The sequence below is a fragment of the Fodinicurvata halophila genome (assembly GCF_042651425.1).
Lineage (GTDB): Bacteria > Pseudomonadota > Alphaproteobacteria > Kiloniellales > DSM-21159 > Fodinicurvata > Fodinicurvata halophila.
The window spans coordinates 42,959-67,231 of sequence record NZ_JBHSCW010000008.1; the positions used below are offsets into that span (position 1 = coordinate 42,959).

General features: G+C 65.2%; 23 protein-coding genes. 14 read left to right on the forward strand and 9 right to left on the reverse strand.

The window, feature by feature from the left end; translation table 11 throughout:
- Window positions 1-129: 129 nt before the first annotated feature.
- Window positions 130-1,095, reverse strand: a complete 966-nt coding sequence (locus ACFOW6_RS14160) for a 2-hydroxyacid dehydrogenase (protein WP_382423051.1) — start codon at window positions 1,093-1,095, stop codon at window positions 130-132.
- A gap of 140 nt (window positions 1,096-1,235) precedes the next feature.
- Between ACFOW6_RS14160 and ACFOW6_RS14165 the strand changes: the two genes are divergently transcribed.
- Together ACFOW6_RS14165 and pdeM are read left to right on the forward strand one after the other, a co-directional pair.
- Window positions 1,236-3,686 carry a ligase-associated DNA damage response DEXH box helicase gene (locus ACFOW6_RS14165; RefSeq protein ID WP_382423052.1) on the forward strand — a complete coding sequence of 817 codons (2,451 nt, stop codon included), beginning with the start codon at window positions 1,236-1,238 and terminating at the stop codon, window positions 3,684-3,686.
- A 49-nt stretch (window positions 3,687-3,735) separates the two neighbouring features.
- A complete protein-coding gene (pdeM, locus tag ACFOW6_RS14170; protein WP_382423053.1) occupies window positions 3,736-4,461 on the forward strand; it encodes a ligase-associated DNA damage response endonuclease PdeM in 726 nt (241 codons plus the stop codon).
- On the opposite strand, the gene ACFOW6_RS14175 is transcribed toward pdeM, so the two are convergent.
- Window positions 4,413-5,129 carry a cation transporter gene (locus ACFOW6_RS14175; RefSeq protein ID WP_382423054.1) on the reverse strand — a complete coding sequence of 239 codons (717 nt, stop codon included), beginning with the start codon at window positions 5,127-5,129 and terminating at the stop codon, window positions 4,413-4,415. The two genes, pdeM and ACFOW6_RS14175, sit on opposite strands and share 49 nt — an antisense overlap.
- 78 nt (window positions 5,130-5,207) lie before the next feature.
- Between ACFOW6_RS14175 and ACFOW6_RS14180 the strand changes: the two genes are divergently transcribed.
- Window positions 5,208-5,666 (forward strand): MerR family transcriptional regulator, encoded by a 459-nt coding sequence (locus ACFOW6_RS14180; protein WP_382423055.1) that lies wholly within the window; start codon window positions 5,208-5,210, stop codon window positions 5,664-5,666.
- Here ACFOW6_RS14180 and ACFOW6_RS14185 read toward each other — a convergent pair.
- Window positions 5,658-6,164: a hypothetical protein gene (locus tag ACFOW6_RS14185; RefSeq protein WP_382423056.1), complete on the reverse strand. Its 507-nt coding sequence runs from the start codon at window positions 6,162-6,164 to the stop codon at window positions 5,658-5,660. The genes ACFOW6_RS14180 and ACFOW6_RS14185 overlap by 9 nt on opposite strands.
- A gap of 33 nt (window positions 6,165-6,197) precedes the next feature.
- On the reverse strand, window positions 6,198-6,674 hold the full coding sequence (locus tag ACFOW6_RS14190) for a fasciclin domain-containing protein (RefSeq protein WP_382423057.1): 477 nt from the start codon (window positions 6,672-6,674) through the stop codon (window positions 6,198-6,200).
- Between the two features lie 178 nt (window positions 6,675-6,852).
- Between ACFOW6_RS14190 and ACFOW6_RS14195 the strand changes: the two genes are divergently transcribed.
- The 6 genes from ACFOW6_RS14195 (at window position 6,853) to ACFOW6_RS14220 (ending at window position 13,619) form a co-directional block, all read left to right on the forward strand.
- Entirely contained in the window at window positions 6,853-8,295 is a 1,443-nt protein-coding gene (locus ACFOW6_RS14195; protein ID WP_382423058.1) for a cryptochrome/photolyase family protein, read from the forward strand.
- A complete protein-coding gene (locus ACFOW6_RS14200) occupies window positions 8,292-9,623 on the forward strand; it encodes an NAD(P)/FAD-dependent oxidoreductase (protein WP_382423059.1) in 1,332 nt (443 codons plus the stop codon). The genes ACFOW6_RS14195 and ACFOW6_RS14200 overlap by 4 nt, the downstream gene beginning before the upstream one ends.
- Window positions 9,624-9,631: 8 nt before the next feature.
- The gene (locus tag ACFOW6_RS14205) at window positions 9,632-10,435 is read left to right on the forward strand and encodes a DUF1365 domain-containing protein (protein WP_382423060.1); all 804 of its coding nucleotides are present in this window, start codon (window positions 9,632-9,634) and stop codon (window positions 10,433-10,435) included.
- Complete coding sequence (locus ACFOW6_RS14210) at window positions 10,432-11,658, forward strand: class I SAM-dependent methyltransferase (RefSeq protein ID WP_382423061.1); 1,227 nt, start codon at window positions 10,432-10,434, stop codon at window positions 11,656-11,658. Before ACFOW6_RS14205 ends, ACFOW6_RS14210 begins: the two co-directional genes overlap by 4 nt.
- Before the next feature lie 8 nt (window positions 11,659-11,666).
- Window positions 11,667-13,007 (forward strand): MFS transporter, encoded by a 1,341-nt coding sequence (locus tag ACFOW6_RS14215; RefSeq protein WP_382423062.1) that lies wholly within the window; start codon window positions 11,667-11,669, stop codon window positions 13,005-13,007.
- 63 nt (window positions 13,008-13,070) lie between these two features.
- The gene (locus ACFOW6_RS14220; protein ID WP_382423174.1) at window positions 13,071-13,619 is read left to right on the forward strand and encodes a DUF3833 domain-containing protein; all 549 of its coding nucleotides are present in this window, start codon (window positions 13,071-13,073) and stop codon (window positions 13,617-13,619) included.
- Between the two features lie 30 nt (window positions 13,620-13,649).
- Here ACFOW6_RS14220 and ACFOW6_RS14225 read toward each other — a convergent pair whose 3' ends face one another.
- Both ACFOW6_RS14225 and ACFOW6_RS14230 read right to left on the reverse strand, forming a co-directional pair.
- Window positions 13,650-14,285, reverse strand: a complete 636-nt coding sequence (locus ACFOW6_RS14225) for a glutathione S-transferase family protein (RefSeq protein ID WP_382423063.1) — start codon at window positions 14,283-14,285, stop codon at window positions 13,650-13,652.
- A gap of 172 nt (window positions 14,286-14,457) precedes the next feature.
- Complete coding sequence (locus tag ACFOW6_RS14230; RefSeq protein WP_382423064.1) at window positions 14,458-15,294, reverse strand: alpha/beta fold hydrolase; 837 nt, start codon at window positions 15,292-15,294, stop codon at window positions 14,458-14,460.
- 110 nt (window positions 15,295-15,404) lie between these two features.
- On the opposite strand from ACFOW6_RS14230, the gene ACFOW6_RS14235 reads away from it, so the two are divergent.
- From ACFOW6_RS14235 to kdsA, 3 genes are all read left to right on the forward strand, one after another.
- Window positions 15,405-16,013 carry a CGNR zinc finger domain-containing protein gene (locus tag ACFOW6_RS14235; protein ID WP_382423065.1) on the forward strand — a complete coding sequence of 203 codons (609 nt, stop codon included), beginning with the start codon at window positions 15,405-15,407 and terminating at the stop codon, window positions 16,011-16,013.
- Between the two features lie 287 nt (window positions 16,014-16,300).
- Window positions 16,301-17,323: an alpha/beta hydrolase family protein gene (locus tag ACFOW6_RS14240; protein ID WP_382423066.1), complete on the forward strand. Its 1,023-nt coding sequence runs from the start codon at window positions 16,301-16,303 to the stop codon at window positions 17,321-17,323.
- Window positions 17,324-17,569: 246 nt separating this feature from the next.
- Window positions 17,570-18,409, forward strand: coding sequence for a 3-deoxy-8-phosphooctulonate synthase (gene kdsA / locus ACFOW6_RS14245; protein ID WP_382423067.1), 840 nt, complete (start codon window positions 17,570-17,572; stop codon window positions 18,407-18,409).
- A 146-nt stretch (window positions 18,410-18,555) separates the two neighbouring features.
- On the opposite strand, the gene ACFOW6_RS14250 is transcribed toward kdsA, so the two are convergent.
- Complete coding sequence (locus ACFOW6_RS14250; protein ID WP_022728168.1) at window positions 18,556-19,008, reverse strand: Lrp/AsnC family transcriptional regulator; 453 nt, start codon at window positions 19,006-19,008, stop codon at window positions 18,556-18,558.
- Between the two features lie 73 nt (window positions 19,009-19,081).
- Between ACFOW6_RS14250 and ACFOW6_RS14255 the strand changes: the two genes are divergently transcribed.
- Window positions 19,082-19,684, forward strand: coding sequence for a LysE family translocator (locus ACFOW6_RS14255; RefSeq protein ID WP_382423068.1), 603 nt, complete (start codon window positions 19,082-19,084; stop codon window positions 19,682-19,684).
- Window positions 19,685-19,717: 33 nt separating this feature from the next.
- On the opposite strand, the gene ACFOW6_RS14260 is transcribed toward ACFOW6_RS14255, so the two are convergent.
- Window positions 19,718-20,653 carry a GNAT family N-acetyltransferase gene (locus tag ACFOW6_RS14260; protein ID WP_382423069.1) on the reverse strand — a complete coding sequence of 312 codons (936 nt, stop codon included), beginning with the start codon at window positions 20,651-20,653 and terminating at the stop codon, window positions 19,718-19,720.
- Between the two features lie 143 nt (window positions 20,654-20,796).
- Between ACFOW6_RS14260 and ACFOW6_RS14265 the strand changes: the two genes are divergently transcribed.
- Window positions 20,797-21,882, forward strand: a complete 1,086-nt coding sequence (locus tag ACFOW6_RS14265) for an Ldh family oxidoreductase (RefSeq protein ID WP_382423070.1) — start codon at window positions 20,797-20,799, stop codon at window positions 21,880-21,882.
- Window positions 21,883-21,951: 69 nt separating this feature from the next.
- Here the strand turns inward: ACFOW6_RS14265 and metE are convergent, their stop codons facing one another.
- Window positions 21,952-24,246, reverse strand: a complete 2,295-nt coding sequence (gene metE / locus ACFOW6_RS14270; RefSeq protein WP_382423071.1) for a 5-methyltetrahydropteroyltriglutamate--homocysteine S-methyltransferase — start codon at window positions 24,244-24,246, stop codon at window positions 21,952-21,954.
- Window positions 24,247-24,273: the final 27 nt, after the last annotated feature.

Below are 24,273 nucleotides of genomic sequence, written 5' to 3' on the forward strand. Positions count from 1 at the left end.
ATTCTCGCCATTCTTTCTCAACTCTGCCTGGCTAGTTCCCAAAATATCCATTTATAATCAATATTATATGTCCTGGTTTTTGATTTTTATAACGACAAATTTTCGACGTCCCAAGGGTCTGCCATCCCTTCAATTTACTATATCCTCGGGCTTATGCCCGGCAAAGAACGCGTCCAGGTTGTCAAGCGCGCGGAAGCCCATGGCATCCCGCGTCTCCCGCGTAGCCGAGCCGATGTGCGGCAGCAGGAAGACGTTCTCCAGTGCTGCGATCTCCGGATTCCCGCCCGGTTCGTTCTTGAAGACGTCCAAACCGGCCGCAAACAGCTTGCCGGAAGTCAGCGCGGCAATCAGCGCCTTTTCGTCCACCAGGTTGCCGCGGGCGGTGTTCACCAGGATCGCGCCGTCCGGCAGCTTCGCCAATGTCTCGGCATTGACGATGTCGCGGGTGTCAGGCGTTGCCGGACAATGCAGCGACAGCACGTCCGAAACCGCCAGCAGGCTGTCCAGATCGGAATGGAACACCGCCCCCTTTTCCAGGTGATCCGGCAGGCGCGCGCGATTGTGATAGTGCACCTCCATGCCGAATCCGCGTGCCCGCTCGGCCGCGACCTGTCCGACCCGCCCCATGCCGAGCACTCCGAATCGCTTGCCCGTTACCTGGCTGCCGACCATGAAGGCCGGCGACCAGAAGTCCCACCTGCCCTGGCGAATCAGGCGGTCGCCCTCGGCCCCGCGCCGGGCCGCCCCCAGCATGCAGAGCATGGCGATCTCGGCCGTCGCATCCGAGAGCACGTCCGGCGTGTTTGTCACCAGGATGCCCCTCTCCTTCGCCGCCGTCAGGTCCACGTGGTCGACACCCACCGAGTGATTGGCGATCACCTTGAGGCGCTCCGGCAACTGCGCGATCACCTCGGCCGTGAAGTGCTCGGAATGGCAGGGCAGGACCGCATCCACCTCCTGACAGCGGGCGATCAGTTCGTCGCGCGAGAAGACCCTGTCGTCCATGTTCAGGATGGCCTCGTAGTCGCGCTGGGCGCGGGCATGCACGGCATCGGTCAGGCGGCGGGTGATCAGGAGCACGGGTTTGTCGGACATGAAGCCTCCCTTTGTTCTGTGCTTTCGTTGTCTTCGGGAATGTCCCTTCGCCGCGCAGCCTAAACCGGATTCGCGGCCTTGCCCAGACGAGGACGCCCAGGGGGCTTGACGAACGCCTGCCACACGCCATGAAGAGAAGGATGGAACCGCCGTTCGACAGCGCACCCAAGGCCGCCCCCCTGCCCCCAACCTTCGACGCGTGGTTCGCCGCGCGTGGCTGGCAGGCGCACGCGCACCAGCTGGAGATGGTCGCAGCAGCACGCGCTGGGCAGTCGGCGCTGCTGATCGCACCCACCGGCGGCGGCAAGACCCTGGCCGGCTTCCTGCCCACGCTGATCGAGCTCGCCGAGGCACCCCACGCCGGCCTGCACACCCTCTATGTCTCGCCGCTCAAGGCCCTGGCTGTGGACATCGAGCGCAACCTGGACACTCCGATTCGCGAGCTGGAGCTCGGTCTCTCGGTGGAAACGCGCAGCGGCGACACGCCCCAGGGCAAGAAACTGCGCCAGCGCTCGCAACCGCCGCAGATCCTGCTGACCACGCCGGAGTCGCTCGCCCTGATGCTGAGCTACCCGGACGCGCCCGAGATCTTCGGCGGGCTGCGCTGCATCGTGCTGGACGAACTGCACGAGCTGGTGGCCAGCAAGCGCGGCGACCTGCTGTCCCTCGGCCTGGCGCGGCTTGGCAGCCTGGCCCCGCAGGCCCGGCGCGTCGGCCTGTCGGCCACGGTCCACGACCCCGACAGCCTGCGCGCCTGGATCTCGTCCGAGGCCGACCCGATGGATGCCAGGGTCCGGCAGGTGCGCGGCATGCCGGCCGAGAAGCCCGAGGTGGAAATCCTGACCACCCGCGAACGGCTGCCCTGGTCCGGGCACATGGCCCTGCACGCCATGCCCGAGGTCTACGAGCGCATCCAGCAGGCCCACACCACGCTGGTCTTCGTCAACACCCGCGCCCAAGCCGAGCTGGCCTTCCAGGAACTCTGGCGGCTGAACGACAATGCCCTGCCCATCGCCATGCATCACGGCAGCCTGGCGGTGGAGCAGCGGCGCAAGGTTGAGGCCGCCATGGCCCGCGGCGACCTGCGCGCCGTAGTCGCCACCTCTTCGCTCGACCTGGGCATCGACTGGGCGTCGGTGGACCTGGTGATCCAGGTGGGGGCGCCCAAGGGTGCGGCACGCCTGCTGCAGCGCCTGGGCCGCGCCAACCATCGCCTGGACAAGCCCAGCCGTGCCCTGCTGGTTCCCGGCAACCGCTTCGAGGTGCTGGAGTGCCGCGCCGCCCTGGACGCCATCGAGGCCCAGACCCTGGACGGGGAGCCACCGCGCCGGGGCGGCCTGGACGTGCTCGCCCAGCACATCCTGGCCACCGCCTGCAGCGGGCCTTTCATTGCCGACCAGCTCTACGACGAAGTACGGCAGGCCGCACCCTACCGCGCGCTTGCCCGCAAGGAATTCGACGATGTTCTCGCCTTCGTCGCCCACGGCGGCTATGCCCTGCGCAGCTACGAGAAATACCGGCGACTCAAGACCGACAAGCAGGGCCGCTGGCGAGTCGCCTCGACCCAGCAGATCCGTCGCTATCGCCTGAACGCCGGGGTCATCGTCGACGCCCCGACCCTGAAGGTCACGCTGGGCCGTGGCCGCGTGCTGGGCGAGGTCGAGGAATACTTCGCCCAGGGCCTGCAGCCGGGCGACACCTTCGTCTTCGCCGGCCAGCTGCTGAAATTCGAACGCTTGCGCGAGACCCGCATGGAGGTTTCCAGCGGTGGCAGCGGAGAACCCAAGGTGCCGGCCTACATGGGCGGGCGCCTGCCACTGTCCACCCACCTTGCCGAGCGGGTGCGCGGCCTGCTGGAAGCCCCGGACCGCTGGCAGGGCCTGCCCGAGGCGGTCTCGGACTGGCTGTCGCTGCAACGCCATCGCTCGCTGCTGCCGCCCGGCGACGGCCTGCTGGTGGAGAGCTTCCCGCGCGGCGGCAAGACCTTCACGGTCGCCTACTGCTTCGAGGGGCGCAACGCGCACCAGACTCTGGGCATGCTGCTGACCCGGCGCATGGAGCGCGCCGGTCTGCAACCCCTGGGCTTCGTCGCCACCGACTACGTCATCGCCATCTGGAGCCTGCAGCCGGTGGAGGATGCCGCCGCGCTATTTGACCAGGACATGCTGGGCGACGACCTGGAGGAATGGATGGCCGAATCCTCCCTGCTGCGCCGCACCTTCCGCAACGTCGCCGTGATCGCCGGACTGATCGACCGCCGCGCCCCGGGGCAGGAGAAGACGGGCCGGCAGGTCACCTTCAACTCGGACCTGATCTATGACGTGCTTCGCAAGTACGAGCCGGACCATGTGCTGCTGCGCGCCACCCGCGCCGACGCGGCCAGCGGTTTGACCGACATCGGCCGGCTGTCGGCCATGCTGACCCGGGTCCAGGGCCGGATCGTCCATCGCCGCCTGAAGCGCATCTCGCCGCTGGCCGTGCCGGTCCTGCTGGAAATCGGCCGCGAGCGCGTGTCCGGCAGCGCCGAGGACGCCCTGCTGGAGGAGGCCGCCGAGGAGATGATTACCGAAGCCGCATCTCAGCACGGCTGAACTACGACAAGGCTGGTCGACTCCCCCTTTGCACGACTAGGATGCTCGCATGCAGCAAGCCTTCGATTTCCCCGAAACTGCGGAGCCCGGAAGCTTCCGCTTCAACGGCGCCGCGTTGGTCAGCGACCCTTCGGGCGCACTCTGGTGGCCGGCCGAACGTTGCCTGGTCGTGGCCGACCTGCATCTGGAAAAGGGCTCGTCCTTTGCCGCGCGCGGCCAGTTCCTGCCACCCTATGACAGTCGTGCGACCCTGGAGCGCCTGCAGGAGGTGATTGCCCGCCTGCAGCCGAAGCGCGTGATCTGCCTGGGCGATTCCTTCCATGACGCCGAAGCCGGCGGGCGCCTGAGCGATGCCGAGAAGGAGCGGCTCCGCGCCCTCACCTCCGGTCATGACTGGATCTGGATCACGGGCAACCATGACCCCGAACCACCGCGCGAGCTGGGCGGAGACGTCTTGAACGAAGTGGAGATGCACAGGCTGATCTTTCGCCACGAGGCCGAGGAAAGCCCGGAAGGGTACGGCGAAGTCTCGGGCCACTACCATCCCAAGGCCGCCGTGCGGGTCAAAGGCCGCCGCTTCTCCCGGCCCTGTTTCGCGTTCGACGAAGGCCGTTTGATCCTGCCGTCCTTCGGCGCCTACACGGGGGGCCTTGATGTTCTGGCTCCGGCCCTGCGCGAGTTGTTGGCGCCCGGCTTTCGCGTACGCCTCATCAGCGCCCGGAAAGTCTATGCCTTTTCCTCGGAGATGCTGGAGCCCTTCGGCGTCCCGGCCTGATCCCCGCTGTCCACACGGCGCCACTCGCCCAGCGCCTGGCGCAGGATCGAGACCGCCGAGGACAGGAAGATCGCCCCCATCAGGCCGCCGACGGCCAGGTCGGGCCAGGGCGTGCCACTGGCCCAAACGCCGCTGGCCGCCAGCAGGACCGCGCCGTTGCCGATGGCATCGTTGCGGCTGCACAGCCAGACCGAGCGTACGTTGGCGTCGCCGTCCCGGAAACGGAACAGCAGCAGCGCGCAGAAGAGGTTCACCAGCAGGGCGACGATGCCCACGGTACCCATGGTCATGGCATCCGGCGTGCCCAGCACGAACACCCGATAGAGCGCGGCGCCCAGGATGAAGAGGCCCAGGGCCGCCAGGGTAAAGGCCTTGAACAGGGCCGCGCCGGCCCGCACGCGCAGCGCGCTGCCGAGCACCGCCAGGCTGATCGCGTAAGTGAAGGTATCCCCCAGGAAATCGCCGGCGTCGGCCAGCAGTGCCAAGGACCCTGCAGCGACACCCGCGACGAGCTCCACGGCGAACATCACGCCGTTCAGGCCCAGCACGGTCCAGAGGACGCGCCGGAAGGCCTTCGAATTGCCGTCAAATGCCGTTTCGTGGTGGCAGCAGCCCGCCATGTCGCTCCGTCCTTTCTCGAGCGCTCCCCCGTGCAAGCGGGAGCGCATCTTGCATTCTGCGAACGACTCACAAAATAGGAGCTACAGTCACTGTAGGTTCAAGGGATTTTTTCGAGAGGACAGATCATGGCCGATACACTTTCCATCGGCGACCTGGCGAGCGACAGCGGCGTCAAGGTCCAGACCATCCGCTATTACGAATCCATAGGCCTGATGCCGCCGGCCGGACGCACGGCCGGCAACCAGCGGCGCTACAGCCAGGCCCACAGGGAGCGCCTGCGCTTCCTGCGCCATGCCCGCGAACTGGGCTTCACCCTCGACCAGATCCGCAGCCTGCTGAGTCTCAGCGAACGTCCCGACATGCCCTGCGAGGAAGCCGACAGCATCGCGCGCGAACATCTGGAAACCGTGGAACAGCGCCTGGAGCGCCTGAAGAGCCTGCAGACCGAGCTGCAGCGCATGCTGCGCCAGTGCGCGGGCGGCAAGGTCGAGGACTGCCGCGTCATCGAGGTGCTCTCGGATCACACCCTCTGCGCCACCGAGCATGGGCACGCGCACAATTCTGAGCCAACACCGTCAGAATGAAGCAGAACCGAACAGGGCCTCTGTAACCTCGGAGATGGTACTGAATTCCCGGAATTCACTTCTCCGAAGGATGCGAATATTCGTACGCATCGCTTTCTCGCCCCTGCTGTTCGCTTTCGCATGCTTCGCGATATGCTCCCCCAATGGGGGCAATGGCTGACCTGGTGATCCGCCAAACCAGAGATACGGGCCGAGATCGAGCGTTTCAGGATCAACGGAAATCCATATAACGCAGCCACTTGGCTTTTTGGAAAGCGCGGTGTGTATATTCACCTGACGGGTTTTTGCAGTGCGAGAACTGGCCTTTAGCTGCACATGACGCAACACGCCGTTGGCTTCGAGCACCAGGTCATAGCCAGCATCATCAACTTCGGCTCTTAGAACTTCGATGCCCTCGGCCTCCTGAAGCCAAAGACTACGAAGTAAATCGCCAACAAAAACATGTTCAACAATTTTCTCGCGCAGGCTGGAAGAAAGGAAATGAGATTCATCAGCCATACGCGCAGCCCCGTTGGGCATTGGTCTTGAAGCTTATTCTTCCTCTTCCCCGAGCACGCGATTCACGGGACGGATGATGCCGTTGTCGGCGCTGACCTCGCCGTCGATCTCGGCGTCTTCGACACGCGGTTGATCACCGTTCTCGATATTCAGGCGCTTGCCTTCCATCGTCTTGATCTCCTGCCCGCCTTCGCTCAAATCCACTTCGCCCTTGATGATGTGCCGGGACAGCAGGGCGAAGGTCTCCTCCTTGTTCTTGGGATCCAGCAGGGCCTCGACCCGCTCCGTGGGCAGTCGGCGGAATGCTTCGTCGGTGGGGGCCAGGACGGTGAAGGGCCCGTTGCTCTTGAGAACCACCACCAGCCCCACGGTCTGGGCCGCCGTGATGAATGTGCGGAAGCGGCCGTCGGTCAGGGCCGTATCGATAATGTCGGCCGCCCGGGCGTGAGCCGGCAGCAGGAGGGCGAGCGAGACGAACGCGGCCAGGGAACTGCGGATCAGGAACTTCATTGGGCATCCTTGCTCAAGGGGCGTGTGAAGGTTCGGAAATTGCCTAAAATGCGGCAGAATTATGAAACAGGCCGGAGCATGAAACAACCCGGAGCCTCTGTTCGGCACACCGGCTGATCCACTGGTCAACGACCTCCGTACTCCTTCCAGACAGTCAGACTGACAAAAAAGTTCCCGCATGAATGAAATCCCGCCTGCCATCGTCTGGTTCCGCCAGGACCTGAGACTTGCCGACAACCCGGCCTTGCGGACAGCTGTCGACCGCGGCGGTCCGGTCATTCCGCTGTTCGTCCTGGAGGATGCGGATGCCGGACACCGTGCCCCCGGAGGCGCGGGACGCTGGTGGCTGCACGGCGCCCTGGCCGCCCTCGCGGAGGCCCTGAAGACCCACGGGGCACAGCTCGTCTTGCGCCGCGGGCCGGCCGACAGGGTCCTGACCGACGTCGTCCGGGAGAGCGGCGCCGGGGCCGTTTTCTGGAACCGCTGCTACGAACCCTGGCGGATCGCCCGCGACACGCGGATCAAGCGACAGCTCCAGGACGACGGCATCGAGGTGGACAGCTTCAATGCCGCCCTGCTGTTCGAGCCCTGGACGGTCGCCACCGGCAGCGGCACGCCCTTCAAGGTCTACACCCCCTTCTGGAAGGCCGTGCGGGACCGCGAGGTGCCACGCCCGGAGCAAGCACCCGAGCATGTTCCCGGCCGGGCCAACGTGACTACGGAGCGGCTTGAGGACTGGGGCCTGCGCCCCACTCGCCCGGACTGGGCCGGCGGCCTGCGCGACAGCTGGCGACCGGGTGAAGTCGCCGCCCGCGAACGGCTGTCGGATTTCCTGGATCATGGCCTGGCCGACTACGGGCGTCTGCGCGACCGGCCCGACCGGGCGGCCACTTCGCGCCTGTCCCCGCATTTGCATTGGGGCGAGATCGGCCCGCGCCAGGTCTGGCACGCCACGCGCCATCGGATTGACCAGGACGATCTCGGCCAGGCCGGCTGGACGTTCCTCGGCGAAGTAGGCTGGCGCGAATTCTGCCATCACCTGCTCTATCACTGGCCCAGCCTGCCGGAGGAGAACTGGCGCACGGCCTTCGACGACTTCCCCTGGTCCAACTCCGAAGCCCACCTGAAGGCCTGGCAGGCCGGCCGGACCGGCTATCCCATTGTCGATGCCGGCATGCGCGAGCTCTGGCACACGGGCTGGATGCACAATCGCGTGCGCATGATCGTCGGCTCGTTCCTGGTGAAGGACCTGCGCCTGCACTGGACGGCGGGCGAAGCCTGGTTCTGGGACACGCTGGTGGATGCCGACCTGGCGAACAACGCAGCCGGCTGGCAGTGGATCGCGGGCAGCGGGGCCGATGCCGCCCCCTTCTTTCGCATCTTCAATCCCGTCACCCAGTCGGAAAAATTCGATCCAAACGGCGACTACCTGCGTACATGGATACCGGAGATCGCGGCCCTGCCCGATCCCTACGTGCACAAGCCTTGGGAGGCACCCGAGCGCGTGCTCCAGGAGGCCGGCGTGGTCCTCGGGGGGAATTACCCCCGCCCCCTGGTGGACCACGCCCAGGCCCGCCGGGATGCCCTGGCGGCGTTCGAGACGATCAAGAAGGATCAATGATGCGCATAGCCATTGTAGGCGCCGGAATAACAGGCCTCTCGACAGCCTGGCTGCTGTCGCGGACCCATGATGTCACCCTGTTCGAAGCGGACAGCCGCCTGGGCGGTCACAGCAACACCGTCTGCGTTGCCGAGAACGATCGCACGATCCCGGTCGACACCGGCTTCATCGTCTACAACGAGGTCAACTATCCCAACCTGGTGGCCTTGTTCGATCACTTCGGCATCGCCACCGAGCCCAGCGACATGTCCTTCGCGGTCTCGGCCGACGACGGCGGGTTCGAGTATGCCGGCAGTCTGCCGGGCCTGGTCGCCCAGCGCCGCAACCTGCTGCGCCCGCGCTTCTGGCGCATGACACGCGAGATCCTGCGCTTCTATCGCCAGGCCGAGCACTTCCTGGACGACCCCGACCCGACACTGTCCATAGGCGGTTACCTGGACCGCGAGGGCTACAGCCAGGCCTTCCGCCGGGACCACCTGCTGCCCATGGCGGCGGCCATCTGGTCCTCGTCCTTCAACGAGATCCTGGACTTTCCCGCCGTCAGCTTCCTGCAGTTCTTCCGCAATCACGGCCTCCTGAAGCTCGCCGACCGCCCGCAGTGGCGCACGGTGACGGGCGGCAGCCTCAGCTACGTCCAGCGCCTGGCCGCCGCCGTCGACGGGCAGGTCCGAACCTCCGCCCCCGTAAAGCGCCTGGAACGCTCGGGCACGGGGGTCCGCCTCGTCCTGTCCGACGGCGAGGTCTCCGCCTTCGACCAGGTCGTCCTGGCCTGTCATGCCGACCAGGCGCGCGCCATCCTTGGGGATCAGGCCAGCCCTCTGGAAGGCGTGCTGCTCAACGCCTTCCGCTACGAGGCGAACCGCGTCGTCCTGCACCGGGACACCCGCCTGATGCCGCGCCACCGCCGCGCCTGGGCCAGCTGGAACTATCTCTCCCACGGCAATGCCGGGCCGGATCGCGCCGTCAGCGTCACCTACTGGATGAACCGCCTGCAGAACCTGGACACCGAGAGCCCCCTGTTCGTCAGCCTCAACCCCGTCACCGAGCCCGACCCGGAGCTGGTGATGGGCGAATACAGCTACATGCATCCCCTCTTCGACGCGGCCGCGATCGCAGCCCAGAAGGACCTGCCCGCCATCCAGGGGCGGGATCGCGTCTGGTTTTGCGGCAGCTACTGCGGCTACGGCTTTCACGAGGACGGACTGCAGGCCGGGCTGGCCGTGGCGGCCGCGCTGGGCTGCCCGGCGCCCTGGGCCGACGACATCCCGACCGGCGCGCCGGCCCTGCCCCAGGCGGCCCCCGAAACCACGGCCATGGCGGCGGAGTGAACCCAGTCATGTCTCATGCCTCCGCGCTTTATTTCGGTCAGGTGATGCACAAGCGGCTCCGGCCCTTCGGGCACCGCTTCGTCTATCGCATCTTCCAGCTCTGGCTGGACCTGGACGAACTGCCGGACCTGGACCGCCGGCTGCGCCTCTTCTCGCACAACCGCTTCAATCTCTTCAGCTTTCACGACCGCGACCACGGCGCCCGCGACGGCGGCGCGCTGCGCCCCTGGATCGAGAGCCAGCTGGCAGCCGCAGGCATCGACCTGGACGGCGGGCCGGTGCGCCTGCTCTGCTTCCCGCGCATCCTCGGCTACGTCTTCAATCCGCTGACCATCTGGTTCTGCCACCATCGCGACGGCCGCCTGCGTGCGGTGCTCTACGAGGTGCGCAACACCTTCGGCGACAAGCACGGCTACCTGATCCCGGTGGCCAGCCCGCTGGCGCCGGGCGAGCCCCTGCAGCAGGACTGCGACAAGGCGCTCCACGTCTCACCCTTCATCCCCATGCAGGCGCACTATCGCTTCCGCCTGTCCCTGCCGGACGAACGGCTGTCCGTGGTGATCCGGGAATCGGTCCCCGAGGGCGAACAGCTGGTGGCGGCACAGAGCGCCCACCGCGCCGAGCTCACCGATGCCCGGCTGCTGCGCGCCTTTTTCACCCACCCCCTGCTGACCCTGAAGGTGATCGGCGCCATTCACTGGCAGGCCCTGCGCCTCTGGCTGAAGGGCGCACCCTTCCATCGCCGGCCGCGACCGCCGGCCCAGGCGGTCAGCCTGGCATCACAGAATTCCCACCGGAGAGTTTCCGAATGACTGAAGGTTTCGGCGAAATGGACATGAGCTGGTTTCCCAAACGCCAACCTGTGCCCGCCCTGTATCGCCCCCTGGTGCTGCTCGGCCAGCGCCTGCGCTACGGCGAGCTGACGCTGGTACTGCCCGATGGGGGGCGCCACCATTTCATCGGCGCCAGCCAGGGGCCGCATGCCGAATTGCAGGTTTACAACGCACAGTTCCTCCCACGCTTCCTGCTCGGCGGCTCCAATGGCTTTGCCCAGGCCTACATGGCCGGCCACTGCGACAGCCCGGACCTGCCTGCCTTTCTCCATCTGGCGGCACTGAACATGGAGTACTGGTCCGAGACGCTGCGCGGGAACGCCGTCTATCGCGGGCTGCAACGGATGTTCCACCTGGCCAGGCCCAACAGCCGCAACGGGTCCAAGCGCAACATTGCCTACCACTACGACCTGGGCAACGACTTCTACAGGGCCTGGCTGGACGAGAGCATGACCTATTCCGCGGCCCTGTTCGAAGGCACGGGGCAATCCCTGGCCGAGGCGCAGGTCGCCAAGTACCGCCGCATGGCCGAGTATGCCGGCATCCAGGCGGGCGACCACGTGCTCGAGATCGGCTGCGGCTGGGGCGGTTTCGCCGAGTACCTGGCGCGCGCCTACAACGCCCGCGTCACCGCCATCACCATCTCCGACGAGCAATACGCCTATGCCTGCGAGCGGATCCGCCGGGCCGGCCTGGAGCACCTGGTCGAAATCCGGCACCAGGACTATCGCGACCTCGACGAGCGCTTCGACCGCATCGTCTCCATCGAAATGCTTGAGGCGGTGGGCGAGCGCTACTGGCCGCTGTTCTTCGAACGCCTGCGCGCCTGCCTGAAGCCGCGCGGGCGCGCCGCCCTGCAGGTCATCACCATCTCCAACCGGCACTTCGAACGCTACCGCCGCGGCGCCGATTTCATCCAGCGCCACATCTTTCCCGGCGGCATGCTGCCCTCGCCCGAAGTGCTGCAGGCCCATATCCGCCAGGGCGGCCTGGTCTGCACCACCGACCGCGGCTTCGGCCCGGACTATGCCCGCACGCTGGCCATCTGGCGCGCCCGCTTCGAGGCCGCCTGGCCGCGCCTGGACCCCGGCGCCTTCGACGAGCGTTTCCGCCGCATGTGGACCTATTACCTCGCCTATTGCGAGGCGGGCTTCCGCACCGGGCGGATCGACGTGCGCCATGTCGCCCTGGCCCACAGCTGAGCGCCGCAATGTCCTCTTCCCACGGGAACAGGCACCTGTCCGCCAGGGTGCTGGCGGCCTATGGCCTGCCCGGCCTGCCGCTGGCCGCCCTGCAGTTCCCGCTGTTCATCCACCTGCCGGCCTATTACGCCCAGGACCTGGGGCTGGGCCTGACGGCCGTGGGCGCGGTGCTGCTGATCGCACGGCTGTGGGACGTGGTGACCGACCCGCTGATCGGCCTGCTGTCCGACCGCACCCCGGGCCGCTTCGGCCGACGCAAGCCCTGGCTGCTGCTCGGCACGCCCCTGCTGCTGCTGGCCGCCTGGCAGCTGCTGGTGCCGGCCCCCGACGTAGGCTGGGGTCATCTGCTGGTCTGGACGCTGGCGATTTACCTGGCCGGAACGCTCATCACTCTGCCCTACCAGGCCTGGGGGGCCGAGCTGTCGCCGGACTACAACGAGCGCAGCCGCATCTCCTCGGCGCGCGAGGTCTTCGTGGTCGTCGGCACCCTGCTGGCCGCCGGCCTGCCCGCCCTGTTCGGCAACACGGCCGAGCAGTCCCTGAAACTGATCGCGCTCGGGCTGTTCGTCACCCTGCCGCTGACCATTGCCGCCTGCCTCGCCGTCGTGCCCGACGCCGCGGTCCGGCGCCGCACGGCGCTGACCTGGCGCCAGGGCCTGCGGGCGCTGCACGACAACGCGCCTTTCCGCCGCCTGATCGCGGCCTACCTGCTGAACGGTATCGCCAACGGCCTGCCGGCCACGCTCTTCGTGCTCTTCGTCACCCGCTACCTGCAGCTGCCCCAGGACCCCTGGGTGGGCCTGCTGCTGTTCACCTACTTCTTCTGCGGCATCGCCGCGGTGCCGGCCTGGCTGTGGATGTCCTATCGCTTCGGCAAGCACCGGGTCTGGGCCGGGGCCATGATCTGGGCCTGCCTGGTCTTCGCCACCGTGCCGCTGCTGGGACCGGGCGACGTCTGGTGGTTCTTCGCCATCTGCGTGCTGACAGGCGTCAGCCTGGGCGCCGACCTGGTACTGCCAGCCTCCATGCAGGCGGACGTGGTGGACCAGGACACTCTGCAGACGGGCGAGCGGCGGGCCGGCCTCTACTTCGCGCTCTGGGGCATGGTGACCAAGCTGGCCCTGGCGCTGGCCGTGGGCCTGGCCTTCCCCCTGCTCGACCTGGCCGGCTTCCGGGACCAGGCCGACAGCCAGGATGCCCTGGCCCGCTTCGCCCTGTCCGGGCTCTACGCCCTGGTGCCCATCGCCTTCAAGATCCCGGCCATCGCCCTCATCGCCCGTTTCCAGATCACCGCCGCGGAACAGCTGCGCATCCGCCGCCTGATCGAGCAGCAGGCCCAAACAAGTTAGGACCCGACCATGCGCGTCCCGATCCCGAACCCGAGACACATCCTGAAAGCGTTCGCCGGCCTCATGGCCCTTTCCCTCCTCCTGACAGGATGCAGCAGCATGAAACCGGAAGATTTTGAGAACAAGGAGCCACGCCTGGTGCTCGAGGAGTACTTCCTGGGCGAAACCCGCGCCTGGGGCATCTTCGAGGACCGCTTCGGCAACCTGCGCCGCGAGTTCACCGTGGACGTGGAGGGCAGCTGGGACGGCGACACCCTGGTCCTGGACGAGCGCTTCCACTACGCCGACGGCGAGAAAGACCGACGCGTCTGGCGGCTCGAGAAGATCGACGACCACCGCTGGGAAGGCACCGCCGACGACGTCCAGGGCACCGGCGTGGCCGAGGTCTACGGCAATGCGCTCAACCTGCGCTACACCCTGGCGCTGGAGATCGGCGGCCGCATTTGGAACGTCGACTTCGACGACTGGATGTTCCTGATGGACGACGGCGTCATCATCAATCGCGCCCGCGTCAGCAAGCTGGGCATCGAGCTGGGCCAGGCCACCATCTTCTTCAAGAAGCCGGACGACAGCGAGGGCCTGGAAGAAAGCCGGCGGAAGGCCGCCGAGTAGGCCGCCTACCCAGGCTATGCCCCTCGCACCCTACCGGCTTGCCTTGTCCAGAACGCTGGCCTTGTTGCCGAGCATCACCTGGAAGGCATCCCGCCTCTCCAGCGTCGCGACCCAGCTTTCGAGACTGGGGACAGGCGTGCGCTCTCCCGGGAAGTCCAGGCAGCGTTTCAGGATCGGGCCAAGGGCGATATCGGCCAGGGTCAGACGGTTGAGCGCGAAATAGCTCTTGTCCCCCATGTGGGCCTCGGCAAGGGACAGCAGTCCGTCGAGCTGGCTGACAGCCGAGGCGAAAGTGGCACTGCTGCGCTCTTGCTCCGGCTTCTTGCTTTCCTGGAAAGCCGTCATGTAGTGCGGATTGACGGAGGCCAGCAGCCAGTCCATCCAGCGTTCCACGTCGGCCGCCTGGGCGGGCGAGCTGCCATTCAGCTCCGGATTCCGGGTCGCCGCCAGATAGCGCAGGATGGTGTTGGATTCCCAGATGACCGTCTTGTCCTCGATCAGGGTGGGCACCTTCCCATGCGGGTTCAGCGCAAGGTACTCCGGCGTCTGGAGCTTGCCGAACTCGCCGCCGTAATCCTCGCGTGCGTACTCGACGCCGAGTTCCTCCAGCAGGAATATGACCTTCTGGACGTTCCCCGAGGTCTGGCGGCCTAAAAGTCTGATCATCCGTCAATCTCCTTTTGGTTCGCGACGAGCGTGGCTCGACGCATTCAACGGGTACGGCATGATCCCCCTCTGTCCCCTGTGGAGCAAGAGACGGAGAACGGATGGCAAAACTCTCATGACGACCGCCGAGCACACCATCCGCTCAAGGCCGTCCGCTCTACGCCATCACGCTTCACAGGAAGTCCCACAGCGCATCCACGATGGCCTCGGGCGCGTCCTCCTGCATCAGGTGGCCGCAGTCGGGCACAGGGATGAAGCGGGCCTGCGGGATCATGGTCGCCAGGTCACGGCCGTGTCCGATGGGCACCCACTGGTCCTCCTCGCCCCAGAGGATCTGCACCGGGCAGTCGATCTCGCCATAGCGGCCCTGGACCTCGTCGGTATAGGCCATGTCCATCTGGGCGATCTGGCGATAGAAGGCCGCCTGGCCCCGCTCGCCGATCCAGGGCGCGATATAACCCTCCAGGGTCGCATCGGCCACCGGGCGATGCATGGCCGAGCGGATATAGGGCGGCAGGATGGCTTGATGCATGTAGGCCGGCATGCCGGCGAAGGCTTCCTGGTGGTGGTGCACGTGCTGTACCAGCGGCGAGCCCCAGGGGCGGATCGCCACGGGATCGATCAGGGTGAGCGAGCGATAGCGGCAGCCGTCCAGCAGATGGGTGCGCAGGGCCGTTGCCCCGCCGAAATCGTGCGCCACCACATGCGGCAGGCTTGATCCCTCCTCGGTGAGTCCGCAGTGCTTGAGCAGGGCCGCGAACACCCGGTTCTGGATGCCCAGCGAGACATCCCGGCCCGCCTCCATCGTCGAGCGGCCATAGCCCGTCATGTCATAGAAGTGAACCTGGTAGCGCTGCGCCAGTAGCGGCGCGATCCGGCGCCATTCGTAGGAGGAGAAGGGCGTGCCGTGCAGCAGCACCAGCGGCGGCGCCTTCGCATCTCCCAGGATGCCGTAGCGGACCTCCTGTCCTTCGAACTCGAGGGCCAGCGGCAGCTCCCATGTGTCCATGCTTCGCTCCTTCTTCCGAAATTTCTAACTGTTATAATTTATAAAAATGGTTATAATTGCGTGCAAGAAATTTCTCAAGAGATACGAATTTTTACAGGAACAACAAAGTGATGCCGGAGAGTTTCGAACCATGGAGCGCGGACATCCTGGTCGGAGGCCATCCCTGCCTGGACCTGGTGAACACGCGCGGCGGCCCGACCAAGGCGCGCGACCTGGACCGCCTGACCGGCTATGACGTCGCCTTGGCCTGGGCCCAGGCGACGGGCCTGATCACGGCTGGCGAAGCAACGGAGCTGGCACGGAGCTCCGAGACACAGCAACGCGCCGCGCTTACGCGCCTGCGGCGCTTTCGCGACAGCCTCTATACGGTGCTGACCGGCATGGTCGACCAGCGCGTGCCCGAGCCGGCCCCCTGGAAGGCGGTGCAGGACACGCTGCGCAAGGCCCACGCCAAGGCTATCCTCTGGCCCGACGGCCTACGCCTGCAATGGCTGGTGCCGGTGAAGGGCGCCGGCCCGGACACCCCGCGCCTGCGCGCGGCACTCGCCGCCCAGGAGCTGCTCACCGGTGAAGAGGTCACCCGCATCCGCAGCTGCGAACGCTGCTCCTGGCTCTACATCGACCGCTCCCGCGGCAAACCCCGCCGCTGGTGCTCCATGGCCATCTGCGGCAACCGAGCGAAGGCGGAGCGGCATTATCGGCGGAAAACGGCTGTTTGAGTTCAGGGAGTCATGTTTTGCAAGAAGGCAACTATCACCATGCTTCAATAGCAAAGGATGTACCAACTTCCGCTAACGACCTTTAGCTGCCTTTTGATGCAACTCAGCGGATCTCAGTTCTTTGTGTATGGTGAGAGGAGACCTTGAGAGTATCTCCACCGTCCCATCCTACAACAGAATGCCTTTAGGGCTCACCCACCATTTCCCGGTGGATTGGGATACGTTTCCCTTGAAACTCCTATAAATTTTCCCGTCTGATAAGACCCTATCAATCAGGCGGGTCGATCATGAGATGCTTCAAGGTTGGGTTCCGGGAAGGTAAGGCCAGCGATCCTCAGCGACGCAACTGGTCCGATGACGGTCCTCGGCCCATTCGATGGTCCGCCTGGTATCCAGCCCGGAACGACGCTGTCGAGCAAGTGGTCACTCTTCCCACAACGTCACCCCTATTCGTCATGGGGTCGGTTGCACGTGAGGCCGCGTTTAATACTGATTATGAGCGGTACCCTGTCGTCTTGCTTTCACATGGCACCGGCGGCACGGCATCGAGCTTGGGCTGGTTGGCACAGCATATTGCGTCAGCCGGTTTCATCGTTATTGGCGTCGATCATCATGGAAACACGGCCTCAGAGCCTTATCGACCGGAAGGTTTCCTGTGCTGGTGGGAAAGGCCGCGGGACCTGTCTGTGATTCTGGATCAACTCATGCTAACAGGTCCCTTCGCCGACAGAATGGATCTGGAGCGTGGGTCTGCTGCCGGCTTTTCCCTCGGTGGCTACACAGTCTTGTCGCTCGCGGGCGCCATTACCGATGTAAATCTTTATCTGGAATGGGCGGGAGAGTCTCGATTTGCCCGAGGCCCTAGAGAACTCCCTGACGTTGTAGACCACATCGAGGCTCTCACAGATAAAAACCCAGTTTTCAAAGCGTCTTGGGAGAGCCAATCCGCCTCAAACTACGATGCCCGAATCAAAAGATTCATTGCGCTCGCACCGGCTCCCACCCGAGCACTCACCGTGCAAAGCCTCCAGGGTATCCACGCCCCGGTAACCATCATCGTGGGCGAAGGAGATACCGAAGCTCCGGCCGATCTATTTTCAGTCTGGATGCATGAGCAGCTCCCTCGAAGCAGCCTGCATCTGCTGGGCCGCGATGTCGGTCACTACACCTTCCTGTGTGAATGCACTGAGGCGGGCAAGAACAATGAGCCCACACTCTGCCAAGATCAAAGCGGCATCAACCGTGCTTCGGTTCATGAGATGGCAGCGAGCATTGCCTTGTCCGCACTGCGGGTGACTGGAGGATCCTGACATGCTCCTGGCAACGATTTGCGCCTGAAGCAAACAGAAACCACGATGTGATGCTCCTTACCCCCGCTGGTCCTTCGACGAGTCCAGCACTACGTAGCTCGTCATCAAAGTGACCTGTAGCAGGGCGCCTAGAACTTCGGTGTGGAAACGCTTGTAAGCCTTGGTGATAAATGCGGGCTAGTCTGAGTTGCTCAGAAAATGGCAAGGTGAGCATATATTGTAAGGGTCAAGTGCATGACTATTAGGATGCTGGAAAACTGGAATTTTTGTATCGGCCGCGGTCACCCACTCGTTTGTATAGCGGGCCTCAATGTTCTTGAGGACGTTGAATTGGCTCTTGAGACTGCGGCTCACTTAAAGGCCGTAACCAGCGAGCTGGAAATACCATTCATCTTTAAAGCGAGTTTTGACAAGGCTAACCGGTCATCCTTGGAGAGCTATCGCGGACCGGGACTATCTGCTGGGTTGCGCATACTAGCAGAGGTAAGAGAACGAATTGGTGTTCCGATTGCGACCGATATCCACGAGGTCTCACAGGCAGAGACAGTAGCAGCGACAGCGGAAGTGATTCAGATACCGGCTTTTCTGTGTAGACAAACCGACTTGGTGGTCTCAGCAGCCCGAGCCGTAATGAAATCGGGAGGATGGCTCCATATAAAGAAGGGGCAATTTCTTTCCCCTGAAGATTGCAAAAATATTGCAGAAAAAATAAATGATGCCGCACAAAATAACATTTCTATTTTATGCGAACGCGGCAGTTCTTTTGGTTATAATAACTTGATCGTAGATATGCTGGGCATTGGCAGAATGCAGCAACTCGGCGTTCCTGTTACAATCGATGCGACGCACGCCGTTCAACTGCCTGGTGCTGATCTGCAGACAGGAGGCAAATCAACAGGGGGAAGGCGCGACGGGGTACCTATCATAGCAAAGGCTGCTGTTGCGGCAGGTGCCGACGGAGTCTTCCTAGAGTTTCACCCAGATCCCGACAAAGCCCTCTGCGACGGCCCAAGTTGCCTCCCACTCGGTTCCGCTGGCAGCTTATTGCGCTCGCTTAAGGCGATCCATACAGCAATCCACCCATAGTGTCAGTACTACCCTCAGCAGGGTATCTCCAAAGGTAAGCTGCGCCGGAACTCTCGGTCCCAAACGCAATCGGGGCAGAAGGACCCTGACATGCTTCTGGCAACGATTTGCACCTGAAGCAGGCAGAGATCACGATGTAATGTCTCTCACCCCCGCTCGTCCTTCGAGGAGTCCAGCACGACGTAGCTCGTCATCGAGGTGACCTGCGGCAGGGCGCCCAGGACTTCGGTGTGGAAGCGCTTGTAGGCCTTGATGTCGGCCACCTCGATGCGCAGCAGGTATTCCACCGTGCCGGTGATGTTGTGGCATTCCACCACCTCGGGTGCGTGGGCGACGGCGCGTTCGAAGGCCTCCTGGCTGGCCTTGGAGTGCGCCGACAGGCCGACAGCGATATAGGCGAGGAAACCGGCGCCGACCTGGGAGCGGTCGATGACGGCGCGATAGCCCTGGATCACCCCGGCCCGCTCCAGCTCCTGGACGCGGCGAAGGCAGGCCGAGGAAGACAGGCCGACCCGTTCGGCCAGCCGCACGTTGGGCTGGCGCGCGTCGCGTCTCAGCTCTTGCAATATTCGCTCGTCAATCTCGTCTATATTCGTCATTCATTGCAAATTTTCTCTCATTCTTCGTGAGAAAGCAACCATATGCAATGAACCTACCGCTATTCTTGCGGGCATGACTGACCTGACCGTTCTCCTGCCCTATATCGTCTTTTGCATCGTGATGACCGGCACTCCCGGCCCCAACAACGCGATGGCCCTGGCTGCGGGCGTCAAGGTGGGGTTCTGGCGCTCCATGCCCCTGGTCGCCGGCATCGCGGTGGGCGTTGCCGTGCAACTCATCATGATTGGCCTGGGTCTAGGCGCCGCCTTCGAAGCCTTTCCGCTGCTCCACGACCTGCTGCGCGTGGCCGGCGCGGCCTACCTGTTGTGGCTGGCCTGGAAGATCGCGCACAGCGGGCCGCTGCGCAGCGACGGCGACGAACGCCCGCCGCTGGGCTTCCTGGGCAGTGCCGTGTTCCAGTGGGTCAATCCCAAGGCCTGGGCGATCACCACCAGCGCCGTGGCAGCCTATGTGCCAACCGCCGACTTTCGGCTGAACATCCTGCTCGCCGCACTGGTCATGGTGCTGGTCTCGGTGCCCTGCGTCTCGGTCTGGACGGCCGGCGGCATGGTCCTCAGGCGCTTCCTCTTCCAGCCGCTCTATGCCCGGATCTTCAACGTCACGGTGGCCCTGCTGCTGGTCGCCACGACCATCTCGATCCTGCTGGATGGGTGACGGATCGCCTGACGCACTGTCACAAGGCATCCCTCACCCCAGGGCCTGACTGGCGAGGCCATGCACCTTGAGGGCGCCCTCGCGGCCGTCAAGGGGATCGGGGCCGCGCTGCATCCGGGTGACCAGACCAACGGCCGGCAAGCTCCGGCGCTGGACCCAGTCGGCCAGGGGGCTCTCGGCCGGGACGTCGAAGCGCAGATGGCAGCCGCCGGGTACTTCCGACAGGCAAGCGGCGGCCAGCGCGACGGCGCCGGCGTCACTGTCGGCCACGACGGGGCCGACCTGGACGCCGCGTCCGAACGGCCGGCTGACGGCATAGCCGCGCAGGCCCTTCTCGCCGTGCAGGCCGTAACAGCGGCCCATTCGGGCGATCCCGGACAGCAGGTCGCGGCGGTCCGCGCCGGTGGCCCGGGCGTCGAGTTCCAGGATATCGTCCAGGGCAGACGGCTCCAGAGGGCGCACAGCGGAAATGTCCTCGGACAGGGCAAAGCCCTGCTGCGGTGCTTCACCCTGGCATTGCCGCACCTGCCCCACGGGCGTGAAGTCGAAGGCGCGATAGAGCGGCACGGCCTGGTCCGTGGCATGCAACAGGACGGTCGGCGCGCCGATGCGCGCCATCAGCCGCGTGAACAGCGCCTTGCCCAGGCCGCTGCCCCGGCGCTGCGAATGCACCAGCACCATTCCCACCGTCGAGACGGCTTCGCCGAACGGCCAGGCCAGGGCCGTGCCGATCAGCTGCCCGCCATCGAAGGCCGCCAGACCTTCTCCCAGCTGCAGCATGAAGCGCCAGTCCTCCTCTCGGTGCGGCCAGCCCTCGGCAGCGGACAACTGGCGCGCCTGCGCGAGATCCGCGTCCTGCAGGTCGCGGAATTGCACCACCGTACCTGAGTCCACCTCCTTCGACTCGTGAGCCACTCGTGCCTCCTTGTCGTCACCCACTCTCAGCCAGCACGCGCTGGCATTCTCCATTGCACCCTGCCAGCACAAATGTATCGTGCAGACAACGGCATAGGGCAACAGGGAGGTCCGATGACGGAGCGCCTGAAAGACATGATGCACGAGACGGGGGTGACCCCTGATTCCTGCCCCAAGGCTGAGGGAGGTCTGACACCGTGACCAAAGGCGAGGAAACGTCAAACGAAGCTCTCGGGCCCGTTTCGCTGAGCGACCTGGAGCGCTTCTGTCGCGAGGTTCTGGCAGCAGCCGGCGCCGACGACGCGACCGTGGACGCCGCCGCTCGGGCCATGATGCATGGCACGCGGCTGGGGGTCGACAGCCACGGCGTGCGCCTGCTCGACCATTACGTGACGGCCCTGACTCACGGCCGGGTCAATCCTCGTCCCCACCTGGAACTCACGCACGAGAGCGGCGCGATCGCCACCCTCGACGCCGATAACGGACATGGGGCGCGTGCGGCCTATTATGGGATGGAGCAGGCGATCCGCCTGGCCGGGCAAAGCGGGATCGGGGCGGTTGCCATCCGCAACAGCTCCCACTTCGGGCCGGCCGGGGCCTACGCGCTTGCCGCCGCCGAGGCCGGCCTGATCGGCGTTGCCACCTGCAACTCCGACAGTTTCATGCGGCTGCACGACGGGGCGGCGCCCTTCCACGGCACCAACCCCATCGCCTGTGCCGTTCCTTCGGGGGACAACCAGCCCTGGCTGCTCGACATGGCGACCAGCGCGATTACCTACAATCGCGTCCAGCTGTACAAGAGCCTGGGCCAGGAACTGCCGGAGCACACGGCCTCGGATGCCGAGGGCCAGGACACCCGCGACCCGGAAGCCGCATCCATGCTGGCACCCTTGGGCGGCAGCCAGGGCTTCAAGGGTGCGGGCCTGGCGGGCCTGGTCGAGATCTTCAGCGCCGTGCTGACCGGCATGCGGCTCAGTTTCGACATCGCCCCCATGGGCGGGCCGGATTTCAGCACGCCGCGCGGCCTCGGCGCCTTCGTCCTGGCACTCAAGCCCGATGCCTTCGTCGACACGGCAACCTTCGAGGGGGGCATGGCGCGCTACCTGGAGGTTCTGCGCAGCTCTGCACCGCGCAGCGGGGCCAGCGTCATGGCCCCGGGAGACCGCGAATGGGCAGAAGCCGAACGCCGGATAAGAGAGGGTGTTCCGCTCGACCCGGCAACGAGCTCGGCCTTCGCGCGCCTGGCCGAAACCTATGGCGTCGCCTTGCCACGCGATGCATAGGCAGGCAGGTGAGGCGACCGGGAACAGGGATCCCAGCCGCCTCGCACCCCGGCATCGGACGGAGGGAGCCTAGTTGCCGCCCGCGCGGAGTTGCTCTGCCGCCTTGACCATGTTGGTCAGGGCCGGGTCGACCTCCTCCCACGAGCGGGTCTTCAGGCCGCAGTCGGGATTGACCCAGATCTGATCGGGCGCCAGGCGCTCTCGTGCCCGGGCCAGCAGATCGGCCATTTCCTCAACGCTCGGGCAGCGCGGCGCGTGGATATCATAGACCCCCGGCCCGATCTCGTTGGGGTAGCGATAGGTCGTGAACGCCTCGAGCAGCTCCATCTTCGAGCGGGCGGTCTCGATGGAGATCACATCCGCATCCATGTCCGCGATGGAGTCGATGATGTCGTTGAACTCCGAATAGCACATGTGGGTGTGGATCTGGGTCTCATCCGCCACCACTGAGGACGACAGCCGGAAGCAGTCCACCGCCCACTCAAGATAATCCTGCCAATCGGCACGCCGCAGCGGCAGGCCCTCGCGGAAGGCCGGTTCGTCGATCTGGATGATGCGAATGCCGGCCCGTTCCAGGTCAGACACCTCGTCGCGCAGCGCCAGGGCGATCTGGCGACAGGTCTGTTCGCGCGGCTGGTCGTCACGCACGAAGGACCACTGCAGCAGGGTGACCGGCCCGGTCAGCATGCCCTTCATGGGCTTGTCCGTCAGCGACTGGGCATAGCTCGACCAGTCCACCGTCATCGGCCGCGGCCGCGCGACGTCGCCATAGAGGATCGGCGGGCGCACATAGCGCGAGCCGAAGCTCTGCACCCAGCCGTGGCGAGTGAAGGCATAGCCCGACAGCTGCTCGCCGAAATACTGCACCATGTCGTTGCGCTCGAACTCGCCGTGAACCAGGACGTCGAGCCCCATCCTTTCCTGCCTTTGAACGGCGGCTTCCGTCTCGTGGCGCAGGAAGTCCCGATAGGCCGCATCATCCATCACGCCCTTCGCATGATCGGCCCGGGCCCGGCGCACTTCCTGCGTCTGCGGGAAGGAGCCGATCGTGGTGGTAGGAAACGCGGGCAACTCAAGCAGTTCCCGCTGGGCCTGGCGTCGCTCGGCGAAACCGTGCGCGCGCCTGGCCATGGCGGGCGTCACGGCATCCACGCGTTCCTTGACGGCCGTGTCATGGATCTTCGGGGAGGTCCTGCGGGCCGCGGCAGCGTCGGCGGAGGCGGCAAGCTGTTCCTCCACGGCAGCGCGCCCCTCGTTGAGCGCCCGTCCCAGGATGGCGACCTCGTCGATCTTCTGCGTGGCAAAGGCAAGCCAGGACTTCAGCTCGGGGTCGAGCTCGGTCTCCAGCTCCAGATCGACAGGCACATGCAGCAGGGAGCAGGAGGTGGCGACCACCAGGTTATCGGAGCCGCGCTCGGCCACGACGGGTTCGATGCGCTCCAGAATCGCCGGCAGATCGCTGCGCCAGACATTGCGCCCGTCGATAACGCCGAGCGACAGAACCAGATCCCTCTGAGCCTGGACCAGCACCTCGCCCAGCTGATTCGGCGCCCGCACGAGATCCAGATGCAGGCCGTCGACGGGCAGGCCCAGCGCCATGCCCTGATTGTCGCCCAGCTCTGCGAAATAGGAGGTCAGCATCAGGCGGACACCGGTGTCCGCCCTGGCCAGTTCGGCATAGGCGGACCTGAATGCGTCGTGAGCCGCATCGCCCAGATCCAGGGCCAGGCAAGGCTCGTCGATCTGTACCCAGTCGGCCCCCTCTGCCGCCAGCTGTTTCAGCACCTCGACATAGACCGGGATCAGCCCGGACAGCAGCGTCAGCGGATCGAACGCCTCCTCCTTACTCTTGCCGAGCAGGAGAAAACTGACGGGTCCGATCAGCACCGGGCGCGTGTGGATGCCCAGCTCCTTCGCTTCCCTGAACTCGTCGATCGGCTTGGTCGAGGACAGTGCGAAAGCCTGGTCGCGCGTAAACTCGGGCACCATGTAGTGATAGTTGGTATCGAACCACTTGGTCATTTCCAGTGCCTGAAGGTCACCGCCGGCACGACCGCGCGTGCCGCGGGCCATTGCGAAGTAGCTGTCCAGGGACACGGGGCCGCCGCTCCAGTCATAGCCGTCGGGCACCGCCCCCACCATGGCGGCGGCGTCGAGCACCTGGTCGTAGAAGGAAAAGTCGTTCGAGGGTATGACCTGGATCCCCGCCTCCTTCTGCAGCTGCCAATGCCGGGCGCGCAGCTTCCGCCCCTCTTCCAGGAGCTCCTCGGCCGTCAGGTCGCCCTTCCAGTAGCCTTCGGTCGCTTTCTTCAGTTCACGCCTGGCCCCGATCCGGGGAAAACCGAGATTTGCTGTCTGTATCATCACTGTCTCCTTCTTCTTCGGTTAAGA

Excerpts from the sequence above, each read along its gene's own strand:
- ACFOW6_RS14180 (WP_382423055.1), top strand. The coding sequence starts at position 5,208 with ATGGCCGATACACTTTCCATCGGCGACCTGGCGAGCGACAGCGGCGTC.
- ACFOW6_RS14190 (WP_382423057.1), bottom strand. The coding sequence starts at position 6,674 with ATGAAGTTCCTGATCCGCAGTTCCCTGGCCGCGTTCGTCTCGCTCGCC.
- ACFOW6_RS14165 (WP_382423052.1), top strand. The coding sequence starts at position 1,236 with ATGGAACCGCCGTTCGACAGCGCACCCAAGGCCGCCCCCCTGCCCCCA.
- ACFOW6_RS14195 (WP_382423058.1), top strand. The coding sequence starts at position 6,853 with ATGAATGAAATCCCGCCTGCCATCGTCTGGTTCCGCCAGGACCTGAGA.
- ACFOW6_RS14235 (WP_382423065.1), top strand. The coding sequence starts at position 15,405 with ATGCCGGAGAGTTTCGAACCATGGAGCGCGGACATCCTGGTCGGAGGC.
- ACFOW6_RS14215 (WP_382423062.1), top strand. The coding sequence starts at position 11,667 with ATGTCCTCTTCCCACGGGAACAGGCACCTGTCCGCCAGGGTGCTGGCG.
- ACFOW6_RS14205 (WP_382423060.1), top strand. The coding sequence starts at position 9,632 with ATGTCTCATGCCTCCGCGCTTTATTTCGGTCAGGTGATGCACAAGCGG.
- pdeM (WP_382423053.1), top strand. The coding sequence starts at position 3,736 with ATGCAGCAAGCCTTCGATTTCCCCGAAACTGCGGAGCCCGGAAGCTTC.
- ACFOW6_RS14200 (WP_382423059.1), top strand. The coding sequence starts at position 8,292 with ATGATGCGCATAGCCATTGTAGGCGCCGGAATAACAGGCCTCTCGACA.
- ACFOW6_RS14230 (WP_382423064.1), bottom strand. The coding sequence starts at position 15,294 with ATGGACACATGGGAGCTGCCGCTGGCCCTCGAGTTCGAAGGACAGGAG.
- ACFOW6_RS14260 (WP_382423069.1), bottom strand. The coding sequence starts at position 20,653 with ATGGAGAATGCCAGCGCGTGCTGGCTGAGAGTGGGTGACGACAAGGAG.
- ACFOW6_RS14220 (WP_382423174.1), top strand. The coding sequence starts at position 13,071 with ATGGCCCTTTCCCTCCTCCTGACAGGATGCAGCAGCATGAAACCGGAA.
- ACFOW6_RS14240 (WP_382423066.1), top strand. The coding sequence starts at position 16,301 with ATGAGATGCTTCAAGGTTGGGTTCCGGGAAGGTAAGGCCAGCGATCCT.
- ACFOW6_RS14185 (WP_382423056.1), bottom strand. The coding sequence starts at position 6,164 with ATGGCTGATGAATCTCATTTCCTTTCTTCCAGCCTGCGCGAGAAAATT.
- ACFOW6_RS14210 (WP_382423061.1), top strand. The coding sequence starts at position 10,432 with ATGACTGAAGGTTTCGGCGAAATGGACATGAGCTGGTTTCCCAAACGC.
- ACFOW6_RS14250 (WP_022728168.1), bottom strand. The coding sequence starts at position 19,008 with ATGACGAATATAGACGAGATTGACGAGCGAATATTGCAAGAGCTGAGA.
- ACFOW6_RS14160 (WP_382423051.1), bottom strand. The coding sequence starts at position 1,095 with ATGTCCGACAAACCCGTGCTCCTGATCACCCGCCGCCTGACCGATGCC.
- ACFOW6_RS14255 (WP_382423068.1), top strand. The coding sequence starts at position 19,082 with ATGACTGACCTGACCGTTCTCCTGCCCTATATCGTCTTTTGCATCGTG.
- kdsA (WP_382423067.1), top strand. The coding sequence starts at position 17,570 with ATGCTGGAAAACTGGAATTTTTGTATCGGCCGCGGTCACCCACTCGTT.
- ACFOW6_RS14225 (WP_382423063.1), bottom strand. The coding sequence starts at position 14,285 with ATGATCAGACTTTTAGGCCGCCAGACCTCGGGGAACGTCCAGAAGGTC.
- ACFOW6_RS14175 (WP_382423054.1), bottom strand. The coding sequence starts at position 5,129 with ATGCGCTCCCGCTTGCACGGGGGAGCGCTCGAGAAAGGACGGAGCGAC.
- metE (WP_382423071.1), bottom strand. The coding sequence starts at position 24,246 with ATGATACAGACAGCAAATCTCGGTTTTCCCCGGATCGGGGCCAGGCGT.